22 protein-coding genes are annotated in these 20,188 nt (G+C 71.7%); 3 read left to right on the forward strand and 19 right to left on the reverse strand.

Annotated features, from left to right (window positions below; translation table 11 throughout):
- Positions 1 to 84 precede the first annotated feature (84 nt).
- Positions 85 to 756 (reverse strand): LuxR C-terminal-related transcriptional regulator, encoded by a 672-nt coding sequence (locus tag E9228_RS10355; RefSeq protein WP_166780481.1) that lies wholly within the window; start codon positions 754 to 756, stop codon positions 85 to 87.
- A 134-nt stretch (positions 757 to 890) separates the two neighbouring features.
- Between E9228_RS10355 and E9228_RS10360 the strand changes: the two genes are divergently transcribed.
- Positions 891 to 1,166 (forward strand): GlsB/YeaQ/YmgE family stress response membrane protein, encoded by a 276-nt coding sequence (locus tag E9228_RS10360; protein ID WP_166780482.1) that lies wholly within the window; start codon positions 891 to 893, stop codon positions 1,164 to 1,166.
- Positions 1,167 to 1,281: 115 nt separating this feature from the next.
- On the opposite strand, the gene E9228_RS10365 is transcribed toward E9228_RS10360, so the two are convergent.
- Together E9228_RS10365 and E9228_RS10370 are read right to left on the reverse strand one after the other, a co-directional pair.
- Entirely contained in the window at positions 1,282 to 1,476 is a 195-nt protein-coding gene (locus E9228_RS10365) for a PspC domain-containing protein (protein WP_111074046.1), read from the reverse strand.
- Positions 1,477 to 1,563: 87 nt separating this feature from the next.
- Positions 1,564 to 2,502, reverse strand: a complete 939-nt coding sequence (locus E9228_RS10370; protein WP_166780483.1) for an NADP-dependent oxidoreductase — start codon at positions 2,500 to 2,502, stop codon at positions 1,564 to 1,566.
- A gap of 100 nt (positions 2,503 to 2,602) precedes the next feature.
- Here E9228_RS10370 and E9228_RS10375 point away from each other — a divergent pair, with 100 nt between their 5' ends.
- Positions 2,603 to 3,421, forward strand: a complete 819-nt coding sequence (locus E9228_RS10375; protein ID WP_166780484.1) for a shikimate 5-dehydrogenase — start codon at positions 2,603 to 2,605, stop codon at positions 3,419 to 3,421.
- A gap of 117 nt (positions 3,422 to 3,538) precedes the next feature.
- On the opposite strand, the gene E9228_RS10380 is transcribed toward E9228_RS10375, so the two are convergent.
- The 13 genes from E9228_RS10380 to E9228_RS10440 form a co-directional block, all read right to left on the reverse strand.
- The gene (locus tag E9228_RS10380) at positions 3,539 to 3,982 is read right to left on the reverse strand and encodes an SRPBCC family protein (protein WP_166780485.1); all 444 of its coding nucleotides are present in this window, start codon (positions 3,980 to 3,982) and stop codon (positions 3,539 to 3,541) included.
- Between the two features lies 1 nt (position 3,983).
- Positions 3,984 to 5,429 (reverse strand): phytoene desaturase family protein, encoded by a 1,446-nt coding sequence (locus E9228_RS10385; protein WP_166780486.1) that lies wholly within the window; start codon positions 5,427 to 5,429, stop codon positions 3,984 to 3,986.
- Positions 5,430 to 5,484: 55 nt separating this feature from the next.
- Positions 5,485 to 6,153 (reverse strand): hypothetical protein, encoded by a 669-nt coding sequence (locus E9228_RS10390; RefSeq protein ID WP_166780487.1) that lies wholly within the window; start codon positions 6,151 to 6,153, stop codon positions 5,485 to 5,487.
- A gap of 151 nt (positions 6,154 to 6,304) precedes the next feature.
- On the reverse strand, positions 6,305 to 7,573 hold the full coding sequence (locus tag E9228_RS10395) for a sugar ABC transporter permease (RefSeq protein WP_166780488.1): 1,269 nt from the start codon (positions 7,571 to 7,573) through the stop codon (positions 6,305 to 6,307).
- Positions 7,570 to 8,334: an ATP-binding cassette domain-containing protein gene (locus E9228_RS10400; RefSeq protein ID WP_166780829.1), complete on the reverse strand. Its 765-nt coding sequence runs from the start codon at positions 8,332 to 8,334 to the stop codon at positions 7,570 to 7,572. Before E9228_RS10400 ends, E9228_RS10395 begins: the two co-directional genes overlap by 4 nt.
- A 116-nt stretch (positions 8,335 to 8,450) precedes the next feature.
- A complete protein-coding gene (locus tag E9228_RS10405; RefSeq protein WP_166780489.1) occupies positions 8,451 to 9,566 on the reverse strand; it encodes a sugar ABC transporter substrate-binding protein in 1,116 nt (371 codons plus the stop codon).
- A 120-nt stretch (positions 9,567 to 9,686) separates the two neighbouring features.
- Complete coding sequence (locus tag E9228_RS10410; protein WP_166780490.1) at positions 9,687 to 10,859, reverse strand: ROK family protein; 1,173 nt, start codon at positions 10,857 to 10,859, stop codon at positions 9,687 to 9,689.
- 154 nt (positions 10,860 to 11,013) lie between these two features.
- Positions 11,014 to 12,036, reverse strand: a complete 1,023-nt coding sequence (locus E9228_RS10415) for a glycine betaine ABC transporter substrate-binding protein (RefSeq protein WP_166780491.1) — start codon at positions 12,034 to 12,036, stop codon at positions 11,014 to 11,016.
- Positions 12,033 to 12,797, reverse strand: a complete 765-nt coding sequence (locus tag E9228_RS10420; protein WP_166780492.1) for an ABC transporter permease subunit — start codon at positions 12,795 to 12,797, stop codon at positions 12,033 to 12,035. The genes E9228_RS10415 and E9228_RS10420 overlap by 4 nt, the downstream gene beginning before the upstream one ends.
- The gene (locus tag E9228_RS10425; RefSeq protein ID WP_166780493.1) at positions 12,794 to 14,053 is read right to left on the reverse strand and encodes an ATP-binding cassette domain-containing protein; all 1,260 of its coding nucleotides are present in this window, start codon (positions 14,051 to 14,053) and stop codon (positions 12,794 to 12,796) included. The genes E9228_RS10420 and E9228_RS10425 overlap by 4 nt, the downstream gene beginning before the upstream one ends.
- Positions 14,040 to 14,687, reverse strand: coding sequence for an ABC transporter permease (locus tag E9228_RS10430; protein WP_111074059.1), 648 nt, complete (start codon positions 14,685 to 14,687; stop codon positions 14,040 to 14,042). The genes E9228_RS10425 and E9228_RS10430 overlap by 14 nt, the downstream gene beginning before the upstream one ends.
- A 191-nt stretch (positions 14,688 to 14,878) precedes the next feature.
- Positions 14,879 to 15,535 carry a DUF6197 family protein gene (locus E9228_RS10435; protein ID WP_166780494.1) on the reverse strand — a complete coding sequence of 219 codons (657 nt, stop codon included), beginning with the start codon at positions 15,533 to 15,535 and terminating at the stop codon, positions 14,879 to 14,881.
- A gap of 138 nt (positions 15,536 to 15,673) precedes the next feature.
- A complete protein-coding gene (locus E9228_RS10440; protein WP_166780495.1) occupies positions 15,674 to 16,579 on the reverse strand; it encodes a phosphotransferase in 906 nt (301 codons plus the stop codon).
- Positions 16,580 to 16,632: 53 nt separating this feature from the next.
- Between E9228_RS10440 and E9228_RS10445 the strand changes: the two genes are divergently transcribed.
- The gene (locus tag E9228_RS10445) at positions 16,633 to 17,064 is read left to right on the forward strand and encodes a hypothetical protein (protein WP_166780496.1); all 432 of its coding nucleotides are present in this window, start codon (positions 16,633 to 16,635) and stop codon (positions 17,062 to 17,064) included.
- A gap of 16 nt (positions 17,065 to 17,080) precedes the next feature.
- Here E9228_RS10445 and E9228_RS10450 read toward each other — a convergent pair whose 3' ends face one another.
- From E9228_RS10450 to E9228_RS10460, 3 genes are read right to left on the reverse strand one after another with little or no spacing between them, the layout of a single operon-like run.
- The gene (locus E9228_RS10450) at positions 17,081 to 18,238 is read right to left on the reverse strand and encodes a GAF domain-containing protein (RefSeq protein ID WP_166780497.1); all 1,158 of its coding nucleotides are present in this window, start codon (positions 18,236 to 18,238) and stop codon (positions 17,081 to 17,083) included.
- Entirely contained in the window at positions 18,235 to 18,987 is a 753-nt protein-coding gene (locus E9228_RS10455; RefSeq protein ID WP_166780498.1) for a ThuA domain-containing protein, read from the reverse strand. The genes E9228_RS10450 and E9228_RS10455 overlap by 4 nt, the downstream gene beginning before the upstream one ends.
- Entirely contained in the window at positions 18,984 to 20,102 is a 1,119-nt protein-coding gene (locus tag E9228_RS10460; RefSeq protein ID WP_166780499.1) for a Gfo/Idh/MocA family protein, read from the reverse strand. The genes E9228_RS10455 and E9228_RS10460 overlap by 4 nt, the downstream gene beginning before the upstream one ends.
- Positions 20,103 to 20,188: the final 86 nt, after the last annotated feature.

Genomic DNA, 20,188 nt, shown 5'->3' on the forward strand with positions numbered 1-20,188 from the left:
GCGTCACGGCTCGTCGACGCGCGGTGCGCCCGCGGTGATCTGACGCGGAGATCGTGATCACGGTGCTGCGCGGCGCCGTCGGGATCAGGGCCCGCCGAGCCAGTGGTCGATCCGGTGGTGGTCCGGGCTGAACCCGTTCGCGACCCCCCAGAGCACCGCCTGGGTGCGGCTGTCGGACCCGATCTTGCGGTAGACGGAGCGGATGTGTGACTTCACGGTGTTCGGGCTGAGGTAGGTCAGCTGGGCGACCTCCGCGTTGCTCTTGCCCTGTGTGATGAGCGCGAGGACCTCGGACTCACGGTCGGTGATGCCCACGCCCTTGCCCGGCCAGTCCAGGCCGGCGGCGCTCGGGGCGCGACGTCCGGCGCGGCTGACCACGACCTCCCCGGCAGCGATCCGCTCGAGCGCGTCCACCAGGTCGGCGGCACCCAGCGTCTTCGACAGGTACCCGTGCACCCCCTCCGCGAGCGCCGCGTCGACGAGCTCCTGTTGGAGGTTCCAGGTGTAGACGACGACGTGCCGTGCTCGTGGGTTCGCGACGAGTGCGGCGATCTCGAGCTGGTCGGACTCCGGCTGCGCGAACGAGTCGTAGAGCACGATGTCGATCGAGTCGTCGAGCTCTGCGTTGGCGTCGATCTCGGCCACGACGATCCGGTCGCGGTGCGCGTCGAACATGTGCGCGAGGCCCTTGAGGACGACGTCGTAGTCGTCGACGAGCGTCACGAGGAGCGGAGTGGTGGGAGCGTCGACCGGCATGGGGCCACCTTTCCACCCCAAGGGGTGAGACGGAACACCCTTGGGGGTGGAAGGGTTGACCACGTCACCCGATCGGGTGACGGACGCGCTCGGCCCTTCTACCGGTCGTGCAGAACGCACCAAGGAGTCAGCCCATGCTCGGTCTCATCCTCAGCCTCATCATCGTCGGCCTCATCGCCGGCGCACTCGCCCGTCTCATCGTCCCCGGCAAGCAGGACATCAGCCTCGTGATGACGATCGTGCTGGGCATCATCGGCTCGTTCGTCGGGGGCTTCCTCGGCTTCCTGATCTTCCAGCACGACCCGATGGACGGCTTCTTCCAGCCTGCCGGCATCATCGGCTCCATCATCGGCGCGATCATCGTGCTGCTCGTCTACACGCGCTTCGCTGGTGGCCGCAGCCGCCGCTGAGTGACGGAACGACGAACAGGGTCCGGACGCGGTGCGTCCGGACCCTGTTCGTCGTTGCCGTCCCGGCCTCCCGACGCGTCCCCATGGCGGGACGGACCCGCGGGAGCGGGCGGGATCAGCGCCGCCCGCCCTGCGTCGGCATCACGATCCAGAGCACGACGTAGGCGATCCAGAGCGGCCCGGGGAACAGGCTGAGCAGGACCCAGAGCACGCGGACGGCGGTGCGGGACCAGCCGAAGCGGTCGGCGATGCCGGCGCAGACCCCGGCGAGCAGGCGACCGGAGCGGGGGCGGTGGAGTGTGTTCGTCATGTCCTCGACGCTACGGGCCCGGCCTGGAGGCCGCCATCCAGCGCGCACCCGGTTCCGGGGTGGGGATGCCCCCACCCCGCCCGGGGGCTACGGGACGAGGACGATCTTGCCGCGGGTGTGGTGCTGCTCGAGCTCGGCGTAGGCGTCCTGCACCTGCTCGAGCGGGTGGGTCGCGGCGATCGGGAGCTCGATCGACCCGTCGGCGACCATGTTCGCGAGGGCGGAGAGGATCTCCGGGTCGGCGGTGTCCGCGCTGCCGGACGCCTTCGCCCCGACCTCCGCGGCGGCCTCGAACGCGATGACCGTCTCGATGCGGTCGGTGGGGACGCCGAGCGTGATGCCGAGGTGCACGTACTCGGGGCCGAACGTGTCGATGAGCGCGTCGATGCCGTTCGTGGCGAGCTCGCGGATGCGGGCCTCCAGGCCGTCGCCGTAGGCCACCGGCCGCGCGCCCTTCGACGCCAGCCACTCGTGGTTGCCCTCGGACGCGATCGCGATGACGTCGACGCCCTCGTTCGTGAGCAGCTGCGTGACGAAACCGCCGACGCCACCGGCGGCTCCGGAGACGACGACGGTCTCGCCCGCGCGGGGGTCGACTGCGCGGACCGCGGCGGCGGCGGTCGTGGCGACGACGTCGAGACCGCCGGCGGCCTCCCACGTCATCAGGCGTGGCTTGGGGACGAGCTGCCCGGCCGGCACCGAGACGTACTCGGCGTGGCTCGAGCGCTCCCACGACCAGCCGAGGACCTCGTCGCCCTCCTCGAACCCGTCGACGTCGAGGCCGATCGCGGCGACGGTGCCGGCGAGGTCGGTTCCCTGGCCGGACGGCAGCTTCTCGGGGTCGTGGCCGTCGACGACGCCCTGGCGGATGGCGGACTCGCCGGGGTTGATGCCGGCGGCGCGGACCTTCACGAGCACGCGGCCGGGAGCGACCTCGGGCACGGGGACCTCGGCGACGTGCAGGACGGATCGGTCGCCCCACTCCTCGAAGCGGACGGCGCGCATGGTGTCAGGGAGAGCAGTCATCCCCGGTCACGGTACGCCAGGCCGGCGACGGTCGCCGCACTCCACGCTGGCAGCGGCGGTATGGACCGCTCCATCCCACCGCTCGTGGGAGACTGACGGCATGCCCATCCTCCACAAGGACATGCAGCTGTGCATCTCGCTCGCCGCCCGTCCGAGCAACATCGGCACCCGGTTCCACAACTTCCTGTACGACGAGCTCGGGCTGGACTACGTCTACAAGGCGTTCACCACGACGGACCTGCCCGGGGCGGTCGCCGGCATCCGCGCGCTCGGCATCCGCGGCTGCTCCGTGTCGATGCCGTTCAAGGAGGACGTGATCCCCCTGGTCGACGAACTCGAGGAGTCGGCCGCCGCGATCCGCTCCGTCAACACGATCGTCAACGACGCCGGCGTCCTGACCGCGTCGAACACCGACTACGAGGCCGTCGCCGCCCTGCTCGACTCGCACGGGGTCGACCGCGACGCCCGCGTGCTGCTGCGCGGTTCGGGCGGCATGGCGAAGGCGGTCACCGCGGCCTTCCGCGGCGCCGGGTTCGACCACCTCACCGTCGTCGCCCGCAACGAGGCGACCGGCACCGCCCTGGCGGACCAGTACGGGTACGCGTGGGTCGGCGCCGAGGACCAGGCCGGTGACGCCGACGTGCTCGTCAACGTCACCCCGCTCGGCATGCGCGGCGACCAGGAGGCTGCGCTGGCGTTCGCCCCGGAGCGCGTCGCCGCCGCGGGCACAGTCTTCGACGTCGTCGCGTTCCCCTCCGAGACCCCGCTCGTCCGGGCGGGCCGCGACGCCGGTGCGCACGTCATCACGGGTGCCGAGGTCATCGCGCTGCAGGCGGCGCGCCAGTTCGAGCGGTACACGGGCGTCGCCCTGACCGCGGACCAGGTCGCACGCGCGAGCGCGTTCTCCCGCGAGGAGTAGCAGCGGCGGACGGGAGGCGCGGGGCGGCGCCGCACCGCGCCTCCCGTCCGGCACGCACCGGCAGAGCGGAACGGCGCAGCGGCTGCGGCTCAGTGACTGCGGCTCAGTGGCTACGGCTCAGCGGCTGCGCGCGCGCCCCGCGGCGACCCAGCCGAGCCGCCGAGCGGTCTCGTGGTTGCGGACCCAGATGCCGGGTTGCGCGAGGAAACCGGGGACCAGCGTCCCCGGACCCTTCACGGGGTTCTCGCGCAGGGTGACCCGGCAACCGCGGGGGTGCGGCTCGACCTCGACCTCGACGCGGGCCTCACCCACCGGCCACCCACGGGCCTGGATGACCATGCGCCGGGGCTCGTCGTACTCCAGGACCGTGGTGGTGTCGTTGATGACGAACGGCCAGACGCCGAACGAGTGGTGGATCTCGGTGCCGACTGCGGGCCACCCGGGGTCCTCCCCACGCATCCGCGACGCGCCGACCACCCACGTGGGGTAGAGCCAGCCGTCCCGGAGGACGTCGAACACGTCCTCGGGGGTGCAGTGGATGATCCGGACGTTCTTCGCCATGTCAGCTCCTCGGGGCCAGGTCGACGTCCACCGGCAGCCCGTAGGTGTGCCGGAGGGCGCTCTTCGCCGCGTGCCACCCTGCCATGCCGTGCACTCCGGGCCCGGGGGCGGCGGACTGCGACGCCAGGTACATCCCGCCGCCCATCCGCCACGGGTCACTCGAGAGCACGGGCCGTTTGACCAGCTGCCAGAAGCTCGCGGCGCCGGCGGCGATGTCCCCGCCGGAGTAGTTCGGGTTGTACTGCTCCATGTCCTCGGCGGTCCGGCTGTTCGTCGCGACGATGGTGTCGCGGAAGCCGGGGGCGAACCGTTCGATCTGCCGGATCACCGACTCCTGGTGGTCGACGGTGGACCCGGACGGGACGTGGGCGTACGCCCAGAAGACGTGTCCGCCCGCGGGTGCCCGGCTCGGGTCGACGACGGTCGGCTCGGAGCCCAGCACGTAGGGCCGGTCGGGGTCCTGCCCGCGGGCGACCTGCGCCTCGGCCTCGGCGATCTCGGCGCGGGTGCCGCCGATGTGCACGGTGCCGGCGCGGTGGAGCTCCGGGTTGGTCCAGGGCACCGGCTCGGACAGCGCGAAGTCGACCTTGGCGGCGGCGTTGCCGAACCGGAAGCGCCGGAGCGCCCCGCGCTTGGGTGCCGGCAGCTGGTTGCCGGCGATCCGGAGCATCGACGGCACGCTGGTGTCGAAGAACACCGCCTTGGCCGGGGTGAGGTCACCGAGGGAGTGGACCTCCCGGCCGGTCTCGATCGTGCCGCCGTGCGCGACGAGGTCCGCGGCGAGCGCGTCGACGATCGCCTGGCTGCCGCCGATCGGCACCGGCCAACCGCGTGCGTGGGCGTAGACACCGAGGGACAGCGCTGCCGCTGCGGTGGCGAGCGAGGGCATGTGCTGGATCGAGTGCGCCGCGACGCCGCTGATCATGGCGGGGGCGACGTCGTCACGGAAGCGCAGGTTCCAGGCGCGGGACCCCTGCTCGAGCGCGCGGAGGCCGAACCGGGCGACGGTGACCGGGTGCCGTGGGACGTGCAGCAGGGCGTCCGTGGCGAAGTCGGAGACCTCGTCAGCGTGTTCGACCAGCGGGGCCATCAGCTGGCGGTAGGCACGGCCGTCGACCCCGAGCGCGTCGGCCGTGCGGTCGAGGTCCTGGTACGCGATGCCGGCACGACCGCCGTCGAGCGGGTGGCCGTACTGCACCTCGGGCAGGCGGAGCTCGATGCGCCGCTCCATGCCGAACGCCCGGAAGAACTCGGACTGCAGCGCCATCGGGTGCACGGCCGAGCAGACGTCGTGCAGGTACCCGGGCAGCGTGAGTTCCGTGGTGCGGGCACCGCCGCCGATCGTGTCGTTCCGCTCGACGACCTCGACACTGAGGCCGGCCCGAGCGAGGGTGACCGCTGCGGCCAGCCCGTTCGGTCCGGCTCCGACGACCACCGCATCAACCATGCCGACGAGCCTACGGAGCGACGGCTGGACACGGGTCGAGGCGCGAGCTTCCCGGTCAGCTCGTGGTGGTGTCCGCCTCGGCCGGGTCGGTGCCGTCGTCCGGTCCGTCGGCGTCCGGCTCGTCCGCGCCGACCGGGGTGCCGGAGACGACCGGGTGCTCGGCGACCAGGGTGGCGAAGTCCTCGTCGAGGAGCTGCTGCACACGTTCGTCGCGCCCGACCTCGTAGTCGTCGGCGGGCCGCTGCGCCCATCCCAGACGCCCGACGACGGTGGTGCCGATGTCGTCCCACGCCCGGGCCCGTGCGGCCAGCACGATGCCGTCGACGAAGTGCTGGTCGTCGCGGCGTGCGTCGAGGCGCTTCGCGAGCTCGTCGTAGGTGGCCTCGCGCGTGCGGAGCTTGAGGTCGTCCCCGCGGCGGTAGTCGTGCTGGTGCTGCGAGCGCCCGCCCTGCTTGCTCGAGCGGACCCGGATCTCCCGCATCCGTTCGGCGTCCCCGCGCTGTTCGTCGGCCATCCGGTGCAGCTCCTGGCGCGCGGCGTCGGCGATGAGGGCGTGGTCGAAGTACCCCTGGTCGCGCAGGGCGTTGGTGATGATCCGGTTCGCCACGGCGACGGTCACGGCTGCCTTGGCGATGAGGAACCCCTCGTCCACCGCACGCTTCAGCTCGACCTGGCTGACGGGCCGATCGCGCACGTCGGGCTTGCGTCGTCCGAACAGTGCCATGCGACGACGATACCGGCGTCACGGTCCCGCCGGGCAGAGGGAACGAGGGCCTGTGGAGAACCAGGCACGGTGGAGGACGGCGGACGGGAGGCGCGCTGCCGGCTGGCAGTGCGCCTCCCGTCCGGAGGTGGTCGCGACTCAGGCCACCGACTCAGGCCGCCCCGTGGCTGGCGCGGCTGCGACGCGACAGCGAGTCGATGATGACCGCGAGCAGCAGGACCGCACCGGTGATCATGTAGCGGATCGAGGAGTCGAGGCTGAGCAGGGTGAGCCCGTTCGAGATCGACTGGATCACGATGATGCCGAGCAGCGCCGACCACGCACTGCCGCGTCCGCCGAAGAGGCTCGTCCCACCGATGACCGCCGCGGCGATGGCGTTGAGGTTCGTGTCGCCGGCGCCGGAGGACAGGCTGGCCGAGTTGAGTCGCGCCGCCGCGAGGATGCCGCCGATGGTGGCGAACAGCGAGGTGAGCACGAACACCGAGATGTAGATGCGGTTCACCCGGATGCCGGAGCGTCGTGCGGCTTCGACGTTGCCGCCGACCGCGAAGACCGAGCGGCCCCAGCGGGTGCGCTTCAGCAGGAAGTTCATGAGCACGACGAGGACGATGAAGAACACGAAGGACGTGCCGGTGCCGAAGTCCCGCGACAGGTACCAGACCATCACGGCGAGCGCGATGAACAGCGCGGCCGACTTCGCGATCGTCAGCGACATCGCCCCGGTGGACAGGCCGGCACGACGACGACGGCCGGCGCGACGGACCTCGGTGATGAACAGCCCGCCGGCGGCGACCGCGGCCAGCACGTACGCCAACCACGGCGGCAGGTACGACGCCGAGGCGAACTGCACGATCGGCGACGAGTACGGCAGGTTGATCGAGCCGTTCGGGCCGAGGATGAGCAGCTGCAGGCCGAGGAAGCCGAGCAGACCGGCGAGGGTGATGACGAAGCTCGGGACACCGAAGCGGGTGAAGAGCAGGCCGTAGAGCAGACCCGCTGCCGCACCGACCGCGAGTGCCACGACGATGACGAGCCAGAGCGGCCAGCCGAGTGTCGTCAGCCCCTGCCCGAGGATCGCCGCCGCGAGACCGCTGACGCTGCCGACGGACAGGTCGATCTCACCGAGGAGCAGCACCAGGACGATGCCGATCGCGATGGTGCCGACCGCCGCGCACTGCAGCGCGAGGTTGACGAGGTTGCCCGGGGACAGGAAGTCGGGCGAGAGGGCCTGGAACACCGCCCAGATGACGATGAGACCGACCACGACGGGCAGCGAGCCGATGTCGCCGCCGCGGACCCGGCGGACGAACGCCTTCGCGGCGCCGCCGATCCCCTGGTCGCGGAGCAGTCGCTCGTCCTGCAGGTCGGCCGCCGACGGGGTCGGGGTCGACGCGGTGAGGGTCTCGTCGGTCTTGCTCATGCGCTGGTCTCCTGCTCGGTCCGGGCCGCGGCACGACGGGTGACGGCGTTGTCGGTCGCGCCGGTGATGGCCGCGATGATCTCCTCGTAGGAGACGTCGTCGATGCGGAAGGTGCCGTTGTTCCGACCGAGTCGCAGCACCGCGACCCGGTCGGCGACGGCCTGCACGTCGGCGAGGTTGTGGCTGATGAGGACGACGCCGAGCCCGCGTTCGCGGAGGCGCTCGACGAGGTTGAGGACCTCGGCGGTCTGCGCGACGCCGAGTGCCGCGGTCGGTTCGTCGAGGATGACGACCTGCGGGTCGCCGATCAGGGACCGGGCGATCGCGACCGTCTGCCGCTGCCCACCGGACAGCGACGCGATCGGGATGCGGACCGACGGGATCCGGGCGGCGAGCTGCTGCAGGAGCTCCCACGAGCGGCGTTCCATCTCCTCCTCGTCGAGGAAGGGGTGGGCGATCTCCCGACCGAGGTACAGGTTCGACACCACGTCGAGGTTGTCGGCGAGTGCGAGGTCCTGGAAGACGGTGGCGATGCCGAGGGACTGGGCCGCTGCCGGGTTCGGGACGGTGACCTCGTCGCCGTTGAAGGTGATCGTGCCGCCGTCCGGCGTGTAGACGCCGGCGAGGATCTTCACGAACGTCGACTTGCCGGCGCCGTTGTCCCCGACGATGGCGACGACCTCGCCCGGGTGGACGTCGAAGTCGATGTCGCTGAGGGCCTGGACGGCACCGAACCGCTTGTCGATGCCGCGGAGGGACATCACGGGTTCGGTGGTGGGGTGTGCTGCTGGGGGCTCGGTGCTCACGGTGTCGTCCTCGATCGAAAGTGCGTGAGGGCCGCCCGGTCCGGATCGGACCGGGCGGCCGGTGGTGTTCGTTACTCGATGCCGTTCTTCGAGCAGGCGCTGGCGTACTGCGAGGTGCAGACCTGCTTGACCGTGTAGAGCTCGTCCTTGATGACGGTGTCCTGCACGTTGGCGGTCGTCACGGCGACCGGGTCGAGGAGGGTGGACTGCACGCTCGCGCCGCCCGCCGTCTTCGTGGTGGTGTCGCCCTTCGGGGTGTCACCCTTGGCGAACTGGATGGCCAGGTCGGCTGCCTTGGACGCCTCGGGCTTGAACGCCTTGTAGACGGTCATGTACTGCTCACCCGAGAGGATGCGCTGGATGCCCGCGAGGGACGCGTCCTGGCCGGTGACGGGCGGGAGCTCGGAGACGCCGGCCGACTTCAGGGCCGCGATGACGCCACCGCCGGTGTCGTCGTTGGCCGCGTAGACGCCGGTGATCTTGTCCGCACCGAGCTTGCTGATCTGCCCGGCAGCCCAGTCCTGCGCCTTGGCGGGGTCCCATCCGGGGGTGTCGTACTCGGCGAGCACCTTGTAGCCGCTGTCGTCGATCGCCTTGTGGGCGCCGGCCTTGAACTGGGTGGCGTTGTTGTCGGTCGGGGAGCCGTTCACCATGATGATGCCGGAGCCCGAGGGGACGTTCTTCGCCTTGAGTGCCTTGACCAGTGCCTCGCCCTGCAGCTCGCCGACCTTCTCGTTGTCGAACGAGATGTAGTAGCTGAGGTCCGGGCTGTCGATGAGTCGGTCGTAGGAGATGACCGGCACCTTCTTGGCCTTCGCCTGCTGCACGATCGAGGCCGCGGCCTCACCGTCGAACGGGTCGAGGACCAGGACCTTGACGCCCTGCGTGAGCATGGACTGTGCCTGCTGCAGCTGCTTGGACGCGTCGCCGTCGGCGTTCGCGTAGACGACGGAGCAGCCGCTGCACTGCTTCTTCACCTCGGCGGTGAAGAGCGGGCGGTCGGCGCTGGCGTAGCGGGCCGTGACGGAGTCGGGCAGGAGCAGGCCGATCTTGGCCTTGGAGGCGTCGCCCCCACCGCCGCCGGAACCCGTTCCCGCGTCGGCTCCGTTCGAACAGCCCGCCAGGGTGGTGATCGCGAGCAGCAGGGCGCCGACGCCCAGCATGGCTCGTGTGGTGGCTTTCTTCATCGAAATGTCCTCCAACAGGTGGACCGCCCACGTTGGCGGTGACCTGAGTGTGCCAGCGGCGGTTCTTGGCTGCAAGAGTTGAACGCAAGGGTGCGGTGCCGTGACGAAATCGTTATCAAGTCACCGTGAGTGGTGCACGTCCACCGCTTCGATCGCGACCGCCAGCGCCCCCGTCACGGCGGCCTTCTCGCCGAGCTGGCCCTGCACCACGTCCGGCGTGCCGTCCGCGTCGACGATGAGCATCGACTCGAGGGCGTGCCGCATCGGGCCGAGCAGCAGCTCCCCGGCACGCGCGAACTCCCCGGTCACCACGAGCCGCTCCGGGTCGAGCACGTTGCAGAGCCCCACCGCGGCCGTGCCGATCGCCCGGCCCGCGTCCGCGATCGCCCGGATGCACACCGGGTCGCCGGACATCGCACGGAGGATCAGGTCCGCCGTCTTCAGGGTGCCGACCTCGTCGCGGACGCTCTCGAGCACGGCGGGAGCGCCGGCCACGGCCTCCAGGCAGCCGCGGTTGCCGCACCGGCAGATGGGTCCGTGCGGGACGACGGGCGTGTGCCCGAACTCCCCGGCGACCCCGTGGTGCCCACGGAACAGCCGGCCGTCCAGGATCAACCCCGCCCCGATGCCGTTGCCGACGTCCAGGGTGATCACGGAGTCCCGTCCCCGGGCCGCCCCGCTCCGGTGCTCGGCCAGCGCCGACAGGTTCGCGGAGTTGTCGACCTGCACGGGCTTGCCGACCCGACGCTCGAGCGACTCCCCGATCGGCAACCCGTCCCAGCCGCGGAGGATCCCGCCGCGAGCGGTCATGCCCGTCCGTCGGTCGATCGGGGCCGCGACGGCCAGGCCGACGGCCAGGACCTCGTCCATCGAGGACTCCACCGACTCGGCCATGTCCATCACGAGCAGCGCGGTCTTGTCGAGTTCGGCGTCCGCGCGGTGGTCGCGGGCCAGGGGCATGTGCCGCTCCGCCAGGACGGTCCCGTTGAGGTCGGACAACGCCAACCGCAGGTGCCGGGGCGAGACGTGGACGCCGGCGACCAGGCCGAGGCCGTGCGGCAGCGTCACCCGCAGGGCGCGGCGTCCGCTCGAGGTGCTCGGGGTGGCGTGCAGGGCGCCGGTGGCGACGAGTTCCTTGACGATGTTCGACACGGTCGCGGGGCTGAGGCCGGTCGCGCCGGCCAGCTCGACCTGCGTCAGGCCACCGTGGCGCTTGACCGCCGCCACGACACGACCCCGGTTGGCTTCACGCAGTGAAGCTTGACTGCCCGGACTCCGTCGTGGCTCTGACACGGGGACAGCGTAATGGTCGGCGTCCGGACGACGGACGGGAGGTGGGCCCCTCGCGCCGGTACCGGCGTGACGCGCCAGCGGCACGACGGCCGTGACGGGAGGGACGGTGCCAGCTGGCACCGCGCCTCCCGTCCGTGACCTGGTCGCGTCGCGACTAGGGCTTCGTGATGAAGCCCTCCTTCACCATCCACTCGAAGGCGACGTCCGCCGGCTCGCGGCCCTCGACGTCCACCTGCCGGTTCAGCTCCTGCAGCACCGCGTCGGTGAGCTTCGGCGAGATCTGGTCGTAGACCTCCTCGAGCTGCGGGTACTCCTCGAGCGTCGCGGTCGACAGGACCGGTGCGACGTTGTACGCCGGGAAGAACCCGCGGTCGTCCTCGAGCACCTGCAGCCCGAGCGACTTGATGCGGCCGTCGGTGGTGAACACCTCGCCGAAGTTGCACGTGCCCCGGTCCGTCGCCGTGTAGACCGTGCCGGTGTCGAGGATGTCGACGTTGCCCTTCGGGACCGCACCGTCACCGGAGCCGCCGAGCGTCAGCCCGTACTTGGCGAGCATCGGCTTGAAGCCGTCGGCGCGCGAGTTGAACTCGGACTCGACGCAGAAGGTGCGCTCGTCGGCCGGCAGGTCGGCGATCTGCGACAGCTTCGTGATGCCGTCGAGGTCCTTGACGGCTTCCTTCCGCACCGCGAACGCGTAGGTGTTGTTCATCGGCGCGGGCTTCAGCCAGGTGAGCCCGTTGCCGGCGTCCTCGTCCTTGACGGCCTGCCACTGCTCGGTCTTGTCCGGGATCCCCTGCTTGTGCGCCATGAAGGTCAGCCAGGCGGTGCCGGTGTACTCGTACGTGACGTCGGCGTCGTGGCCGGTCATCAACTGACGGACCGCCACCGAGCCCGGGACGTTCGTCTCGTCGGTGACGTCGAAGCCCGCGGCCGAGGCGGCCAGGACCGCGATCTTGCCGAGGACGAGCTGCTCGGTGAAGTTCTTCGACGTGACCGTGAGCTTCGCGTCCTCGGGCAGGCCGTCGATGTGCTCGATCGTGCCGGGTGCGGCGGCGGGGACGAACGCGGCCGCGGGCTGCAGGCCGCAGCCGGCCAGGAGGCTCGTGGTCGCGCCCGCCAGGACGACGGCGGCGAGCAGACGGCGGGTGCGGCGGCCCGTGGTGCGCGTGCGGGTCATCGGAGTCCCTTCGGTCGGGCGAACGTCTCGACGATGCGGCCGAGCCAGTCGATGGAGAGGGCGAGGAGCGCGATGAGGAGCGCCCCGGAGACGAGCACCTTCGGCAGGAACAGGTTCACGCCGGTGGTGATGAGCAGCCCGAGGCCGCCGGCACCGATGAACGTCGCGAGGGCGGCGGACCCGACCAGCAGCACGAGCGCGGTGCGGATGCCCGCGAGCATGACGGGGACGGCGAGCGGCAGTTCGACCTTGAGCAGGACGGCGGCAGCGCTCATGCCCATGCCGCGGCCGGCCTCGACGAGCCGGGCGTCGACGCTCTCGATGCCGATGATCGTGTTCCGGAGCACCGGCAGGATCGCGTACAGGACCAGTGCGACGACGGCGGCCCAGAACGTGAAGCCGAGCCAGAACGCCAGCAGCACGATGAGCCCGACGGCGGGTGCGGCCTGACCGAAGTTCGCGACGGCGAGGATCGCTCCGCTGGCCTTCCGCAGCGGACCGCGGGTGAGCGCGATGCCGAGCGGGATGGCGATCACGAGGACGATGACCGTCGACACCACGGTGAGCAGGACGTGCTGCCACGCCAGGTCGAGCAGCCCGGAGGGGTTGAGGGTCGACCGCTCGGACTCGGTCAGGTCCGCCGTGGCCAACCAGACGGCGAACGCCCCGAAGACGACGAGGATCGCGACGGGCTGGATCACCAGTCCGCGCCAGCTGGTGCGCGTGCCGGTCGCCGGGGACGCGGTGACGACGTCGCTCACTGGTCGTCCCGGGCGGCGACGGGCGAGCTCGGCAGCGTCTCGAGCGGGTTCGTGTTCGTCCCGACCGGCGTGTAGGCCTGCTCACCGGCAGCGGCGGCACGGGTGCGGGTGATCGCGTCCATGACCGTCTCGACCGTGATGACGCCCTGGAACGCGTCCCGACGGCCGGTCACCAGTGCGGCGCCGGCGCTCGAGACGAGCATCGTGTCGAGCGCGTCGTTGAGGGTGGAGGCCTCGGACACGACCGGCAGGCCCACCTCGGTGCCGTCCGGGATCCGGTCGAGCCGCTCGAGCTGGCGGCGGGACGGCCACCCGATCGGACGCTGGCGCTGGTCGACGACGACGGCGTGCCCGTGGCCACCGGCCTCGCGCATGCGCTGCAGCACGGCCTGGGTCTCTTCGCCCGGGGAGCAGGTGACGGCGTCGGCGAGCCCGACCTCCCGCACGCGGGTCAGGGTCAGCTGCTTGAGGCCGGCACCCGAACCGATGAAGTTCTCCACGAACTCGTTCGCGGGTTCGGCGAGGATCCGCTCCGGGGAGTCGTACTGCACGATGTGGGCACCCTCGGAGAACACCACGATCCAGTCGCCGAGCTTGACGGCCTCGTCGAAGTCGTGCGTGACGATGACGATCGTCTTGTGGAGCTCCGCCTGGATGCGGATGAGCTCGTCCTGCAGACGCTGCCGGGTGATCGGGTCGACCGCGCCGAACGGCTCGTCCATGAGCAGGACGGGCGGGTCGGCAGCCAGGGCCCGGGCGACGCCGACGCGCTGCTGCTGTCCGCCGGAGAGCTCGCGGGGGTACCGGTCGCGGTAGGTGCCCGGGTCGAGGGAGACCAGGTCGAGGAGCTCGTCGACGCGGGCGGCGATCTCGTCCTTCGACCAGCCGAGCATCTTCGGCACGACCGCGATGTTCGCCGCGACCGTCATGTGCGGGAACAGCCCGCCGGCCTGGATGACGTAGCCCATCCGACGGCGGAGTTCGTCGCCGTCGATCTTCGTCACGTCGTCGTCACCGACGACGATGCGCCCCTCGGTGGGCTCGATGAGCCGGTTGATCATCTTCAGCGTGGTGGTCTTGCCGCAGCCGGACGGGCCGACGAGCATGACGATCTTGCCGGCCGGGATCTCGAGCGTGATGCCGTCGACCGCGGGCTTCGTCTGACCGGGGTAGCGCTTCGTGACCTGGTCGAGCAGGATGCTCCGACCGGTGACGTCGGAGTCGGGCGCGGTGGTCGGGGAGTCAGTGCTGGACACGGATACCTCTCGAGGTGGTCAGGCGGCCGAGGCCGAGGAGCAGGAGGTCGAGCACCAGGGCGAGCAGGACGACGCCCACGGTGCCGACGACGACGGAGTTGAGGGAGTTCGCGCCACCGAGGCGGGACAGTCCGGAGAAGATGAAGCTGCCGAGGCCCGGGCCGAGGGCGTACGCGGCGACGGCGGCGACGCCCATCACCATCTGGGCGGAGACCCGGACGCCGGTGAGGATGATCGGCCACGCCATCGGCAGTTCGACCTGCACGAGCGTGCGGAAGCGGCTCATGCCGATGCCCCGCGCCGACTCGACGACGGCGGGCGGGATCTCGTTGAGCCCGACGACCGCGTTGCGGAGGATCGGCAGCGCGGCGAAGAACGTCACCGTGACGACGGACGGCACGACGCCGAAGCCGAGCGGCACGAGGAGCAGACCGATCACCGCGAAGGACGGCAGGGTCAGACCGATCGTGGAGATCTCGTTCGCGGCGGACCGCAGCCCGGGCACCCGGTAGACGAGCGCCGCGAGGACCACGGCGATGACGGTCGCGAGCACGACGCACTGGACCACCAGCGAGAAGTGCTGCCAGGACGAGAACCAGATCTGGTCCCATCGCTCGGCGATGTACTGGAACACCGGTTCTGCACTCCCTCGGGTCGGCAGTTCGACCCACGGATCGGGGCACGAACGGCCCCCAAGCTACGCAGATGCTCAGCCTCAGCCGAATCCAGGCAGGGAGAACGGCGGGTCCACACCCGGTCGCTCGGCAGGAGAACCCCTGGTCAGCGGCACATGACCGCTCCGACCCTGGGAGGTGTGTAACGATCTCAGCCGAGGACGGGTACGCCTCCGGAGTGTGCACGGAGCGCGGATGCCCGTTCCGCGACCCGGCCCGACTCCTGCAGCGCCACCCGCTCCGCCGTGAGCAGCAGCCCGGAGACCTGCTCCGCGGTCCTGCCGGCACTGTCGTTCCAGCGGGTGAGGTCGCGGACGCGGCCCATCCGGATGTCGGGGGCCGGGCACCAGGTGACCGGCGACCCCTCGGCCGCCGCGAGCGCGTGCCAGACGAGGTCGAGCGAGCGCTGCACCGGCTGCGAGTGCACCGCGTGCGGACCACCGGCCGCGTCGACGACCGCGCCGACCAGGCAGGCGCCGACGAGGGGTCGTCCGGCCACCTCGGTCGCGGCGGCACTCGAGGCGGTCCGGGTGCGGCCCCGGTCGTCGAGGTAGGCGAACCAGGCGTGCTGGATCCAGCCGCGGTCGACGACCGTCCGCGCTTCGGAGAGGACCCGCTGCAGGTCCGCGAGTTCGGCGAGGTCCGCGTCGAGTCGACGCAGTTGTGCGGCGGTGCGGCGGGCGGCGAGGTGGTCGATGACCCGGCGGACCCGGCCGCGCGGCGCGGTCCGGGAGGCGGGGGCGGCGTCGGTGGCGACGTCGTGCTGGACGCGGAACTCGAGGGTCATGAGGCCCCTCCCGATCTTCACGTGCACGGATGGTGTGGGGAGACGGTAACCCCGCGGTCCGCCGCGCGGTAGCCCCCGTCCCGACGACGTGCGTGAAGCGGAGTCCCCGGTGCCCGGTGTCGGTCCGCGACCGGTCCGCCGTCCGTCCTCGGGCTGTCCTCAGTCGTCGAGGACCGCGTCGATCGCCCGCCGTGCGACCACACGGAAGGACGGCTCGTCGCTGACCGCGAGCGCCGACGCGATCGACACCGCCCATCCGCGGGCCCGCCCCCACGAGTGCTCGTCGAGGCTCGCGTCGTCGGCCGTGACGCGGCGTCGGAAGTCGGCCCGCGCCTCCCGGTCGAACGTCAGCCAGGCGGTCGCGAGGTCGACGGCGGAGTCCCCCGCGGTCACGTCGCCGAAGTCGACGACCGCCGACAGGTGGTCGCCCTGCGGGCCGGTCTCCACGAGCAGGTTGAACGGGTGCAGGTCACCGTGCACCCAGACGGGAGGCGCGGTCGCCGTCGGCAGGTCGGACGCGGTCCGCCAGGCGGTCGCCAGTTCCGCTGCACGTGGGACCGGCCCGGACGCGAGCCGCTCGAGCACCGCCGTGCTCCGGGTGTGCAGCGGGACGGCGCGGACCGGGTTCACCGGGGCGTCCGCCGGTGCCGCGACGTGCAGGGCGACGACGAAGGCGGCGAGGACCTCCGCGACCGGCTGTCCCGCAGCCCGGGAGCCGCCGTCGCGGGACCCGGCGGCGACACCCGGGAACCAGGGCACGACGCTCCACGACCACGGGTAGCCGAGGGCCGGTCGGCCGGTACGGACCGGCACCGGCAGCGGGACGACCGGTCCGACGAGGGCGGCGAGCTCCGGCAGCCAGCGCTGCTCGTGCTCGACGAGCATCGCGGCCGCCGCACGTCGTGGCAGGCGGACGGCCAGGTCGCTGCCGACCCGGACGACGACGTTGTCCCAGCCGTTCGCCACGACGGCGAGCGGTCGGCCGGCGAGGTCCGGGTGCTGGTCGGCGAGCAGCGCCCGGACCAGGGGCACGTCGACGTCGACCTCCGCGGCGGGTGTGGGCACGCCGGCGATGCTAGCCGGGCGGTCGTCCGGGTTCGTGTCGTACCGTTCCCGGCATGCATGGATGGCGCACGCCCGCACGGTGGGCCCGGACCGGCCGGTGGCTGCTCGTCCCGATCGCCGTGCTCGACTGGTTCTCGCTCGTGCCGCAGCCCGTGTTCGTCGCGGCGTTCGCGCTGGCGGTCGTCGGGCTCGTCGGCATCGGCGCGGCGCTCGTCGTCCGGATGCTCGCCGGACGTCGCGGCACGATGGCGGCCCTCGGGGTCGTGCTGCTCCTCGGCGGCTTGGCGATGTTCGGGCTCGACCCGTTCCCCGGTTCGGTGCCGTTCCTCGACCCGTGGTGGCCGTCCGTCGTCACGCAGCCGCAGCACGTCGCCAGCGCCTACTGGCAGCTCGCGGCACTCGGGGTCGTGCTCACCGGCTTCGGGACGCTCGCGACCCTGCTCGTGGCGGCGTTCGCCGGCAAGCCCGGCACCTCGACCCGCTGACGGCTCGCCGTCCGGCTCAGTGTCGGGTGACGACGACGAGCGTCAGGTCGGTCGCCGGGTCCCCCTCGGGCAGCAGCCCACGGAGGTGCGCGACCGCCGCCGACCCGTCCGGCTGCGCCGCGACCGCCGCGGCCAACGCCTCGGGCCCCTCGATCCCGGGAACCGTGGCCCACGCGTCGGAGGCCAGGACGAGCCGGTCCCCCGCCCGGAGATCGACCGTCACCGCGGACCGCGCCGCGGCGGAACCGGACCCGAGCCCGATCGGCAGTGCGGCGGAGCGGACCGGGTGGACGCTGCCGTCGGCGCGGACGTGCACCGCGGTGCCGAGCCCGGCGTCGACCAGGTCGACGCGACCCGTCGTCGGGTCGAGCCGTGCGTGCACCAGCTCGGCCACCGCGTCCGCGACCCGGAGGTCGGGGGCGACCTGGGCCTCCAGTCCGGCGATCGCCTCGGTGATCGGGAGCGCGGTCCGCGCGGCCAGCGCGCCGCGGACGTCGGCCGCGAGGAGCGCCGAGACCCGTCCGGCGACGACCGCGCCGACGGTCAGGTGCAGGGCGCCGTCCGCGGCGACCCGCCAGTCGGTGAGCCCGCCACCGCCGTCCGGACGCTGCACGGCGAGCGTCGCCACGTCGTGACCGGGGACGGCGAGGAGGTCCGGCACCAGTGCCTCGCGCACCTTCGCGAGCCGGTCGCGTTCCATCGCGTAGCCGAGTTCGCGTTCCGCCCAGCGGGCCAGGTCACGCAGCAGCGCGAGGTCGGTCGCCGAGAACGCGCGCGGCTGCGCGTCCATGATGCAGAGCGTGCCGACACGGGTGCCGTCGAGCATCGACAGCGGAGCCCCGGCGTAGAAGCGGATGCCGTGCTCGGCGACGGCCGCGGTGTGCGCGAACCGCGGGTCGAGCGTCGTGTCCGGGATCACCATCGGTTCCGGCGTGAGCACCGTCGTGGCGCAGAACTGCTCGTTCGCCGGCACGCTCGTCCCCTGGTTCCAGCCGAAGGTCGACTGCGTGGTGACCAGGTCGTGGTGCACGAGGTTGAGGAAGGTCAGCGGCACCCCGAACGCGTCGTGGGTCATCCGGGTGATCCGGTCGAACCGCTCCTCGGGGCCGGCGCCGAGGACGTCGAGTGCCTCGACCAGGGCCGTGCGGTGGTCGACGTCCTGCGGTGTGCTCACCCCTCCTGTCTACGCGAACCGCCGTCCAGGAACCAGTCCCTCGGGTGGGGGTCGGCGGTCAGCTGCCGGCGCGGACCGGTCGGTGCCGCCCACTCGGCGGCGTTCGCCAGGACCCGCTGGATGTCGGGATGGTGGTACACGGGGTACTCCTGGTCGCCGGGCGAGAAGTAGAACACCCGGCCGAGCCCGCGGCGGTAGGCGACGCCGGAGCGGAACACCTCACCGCCGGCGAACGTCGACAGGAAGACCTCTTCGTCGGGGCGCGGGATGTCGAAGTACTCGCCGTACATCTCCTGGCGGTCGATGACGATCGGGTGCGGGACCCCGGCGGCGATCGGGTGCTCGGGTGCGATCGTCCAGACCAGCTCGCGCTCCCCGTCGTTGCGCCACTTGAGCGAACACGTCGTGCCCATCAGCCGGGTGAACGGCTTCGAGTAGTGGCCGGAGTGCAGCACGACCAGGCCCATGCCGGCGTGCACGTGCCGGACGACGCGGTCCACGACCTCGTCGGCGACCTCGTCGTGGGCGATGTGCCCCCACCAGAACAGGACGTCGGTCGCGGCCAGGCGCTCCTCGCTCAGACCGTGTTCCGGTTCCTGGAGCGTGGCGGTCGTGACGGTGTGGGCGGAGGCGAGTCGTGCCTCCAGGCCGGCGGCGACCACGGTGTGGATGCCGTCGGGGTAGTGCTCGCGGACGGTCTCGTCACCGCGGGTCTCGTGGACGTTCTCGTTCCAGACGACGATGTTCACCGGACGACCTCCACTTCGTGACCGGCCTGCGCGGAGGCGTAGACGGCGTCGACGACCCGGGTGCGGTGCAGCGCGAACTCACCGTGGTGGCCCTCGTGTGACCCCGAGCGGATGGTGGCGAGGAACTCCTCGATGACCCGCTGGTGGTGGCCGGCGGGGACGTGCACGGCGGGGCGGGTGACCGCGGGGACGCCGTCGATGTCGGAGTACAGCTCGACCGTGCCCTCGGTGGCGTAGTTCCGGACGAACAGACGGGCACCGCCGGTCGACCCGAGGAGCTCGACCTCGATGTCCTCGTCGTCCTTCGAGTACGACGCCCAGGACGCCTGCAGCTGCAGGCTCGAGCCGTCCTCGAAGCGCAGCAGGGCGTTGGCGAAGTCCTCGACGTCGAACGGGCGCCCGGTCGCACCGGAGACCGGTCCACCACCCGTGCTGCCACCACGGCCGGCGGTGCCGAGCTCGTTGTACGCGACGGCGCTGACGGCGACGACCCGGGGCTCACCCATCAGGTACATCGCGATGTCGAGGACGTGCGAGCCGAGGTCGATGAGCGGCCCGCCACCGGCGGCGTCCTTGTTCGTGAACCACGACGTGATGCCGGGGATGCCGGCTCGTCGACGCCAGCTCGCGCGGGCGTGGTAGACGTGTCCGAGCGGCCCGTCCTGCCCGTCGACGGGGCGGACGTGGTCGGCCAGGAACTGCACGTCGGCACGGCGGCGGTGGTTGTAGGCGACCTCGAGCACGCGGTCGTTCGCGACGGCGGCGTCGACCATGGCCTGGGCCTCGGCGCCCGTGGTGGCGAGGGGCTTCTCGCAGAAGACGTGCTTGCCGCTCTCGAGCGCGGCGATCGCGATCGGTGCGTGCAGCGAGTTCGGCACCCCGATCGAGACGATGTCCAGGTCGTCCCGGGCGACCAGGTCCTGCCAGTCCGGTGACGTGTGCGGCACGTGGCGGGTCTCGGCGAGCTCGTGGAGCCGCTCGGTCTCCTTGCCTGCGAGCGCCACCACCTCGGTGCCGGGGAGTGCGGTGTAGGCGTCGAGATGAGTCGTCCCGGCGAACCCGAGCCCGACCACCCCCACGCGCAGCGTCTTCGATGCGTCCGTCGTCTGCGACATGTCGACCACGCTACCGACAATCGGGTCGAATCGATACGAGGAACCGGTGCTGGTGTTTTCTGATCGTTTGACCTACCTTCAGATCA

The organism is Curtobacterium salicis, from assembly GCF_011759505.1.
GTDB classification, from domain to species: Bacteria; Actinomycetota; Actinomycetes; order Actinomycetales; family Microbacteriaceae; genus Curtobacterium; species Curtobacterium salicis.

Coding starts and splice junctions, on each gene's coding strand:
- E9228_RS10445 (WP_166780496.1), top strand. CDS start 16,633: ATGCATGGATGGCGCACGCCCGCACGGTGGGCCCGGACCGGCCGGTGG.
- E9228_RS10390 (WP_166780487.1), bottom strand. CDS start 6,153: ATGGCACTGTTCGGACGACGCAAGCCCGACGTGCGCGATCGGCCCGTC.
- E9228_RS10360 (WP_166780482.1), top strand. CDS start 891: ATGCTCGGTCTCATCCTCAGCCTCATCATCGTCGGCCTCATCGCCGGC.
- E9228_RS10415 (WP_166780491.1), bottom strand. CDS start 12,036: ATGACCCGCACGCGCACCACGGGCCGCCGCACCCGCCGTCTGCTCGCC.
- E9228_RS10380 (WP_166780485.1), bottom strand. CDS start 3,982: ATGGCGAAGAACGTCCGGATCATCCACTGCACCCCCGAGGACGTGTTC.
- E9228_RS10460 (WP_166780499.1), bottom strand. CDS start 20,102: ATGTCGCAGACGACGGACGCATCGAAGACGCTGCGCGTGGGGGTGGTC.
- E9228_RS10375 (WP_166780484.1), top strand. CDS start 2,603: ATGCCCATCCTCCACAAGGACATGCAGCTGTGCATCTCGCTCGCCGCC.
- E9228_RS10385 (WP_166780486.1), bottom strand. CDS start 5,429: ATGGTTGATGCGGTGGTCGTCGGAGCCGGACCGAACGGGCTGGCCGCA.
- E9228_RS10400 (WP_166780829.1), bottom strand. CDS start 8,334: ATGTCCCTCCGCGGCATCGACAAGCGGTTCGGTGCCGTCCAGGCCCTC.
- E9228_RS10405 (WP_166780489.1), bottom strand. CDS start 9,566: ATGAAGAAAGCCACCACACGAGCCATGCTGGGCGTCGGCGCCCTGCTG.
- E9228_RS10365 (WP_111074046.1), bottom strand. CDS start 1,476: ATGACGAACACACTCCACCGCCCCCGCTCCGGTCGCCTGCTCGCCGGG.
- E9228_RS10395 (WP_166780488.1), bottom strand. CDS start 7,573: ATGAGCAAGACCGACGAGACCCTCACCGCGTCGACCCCGACCCCGTCG.
- E9228_RS10355 (WP_166780481.1), bottom strand. CDS start 756: ATGCCGGTCGACGCTCCCACCACTCCGCTCCTCGTGACGCTCGTCGAC.
- E9228_RS10370 (WP_166780483.1), bottom strand. CDS start 2,502: ATGACTGCTCTCCCTGACACCATGCGCGCCGTCCGCTTCGAGGAGTGG.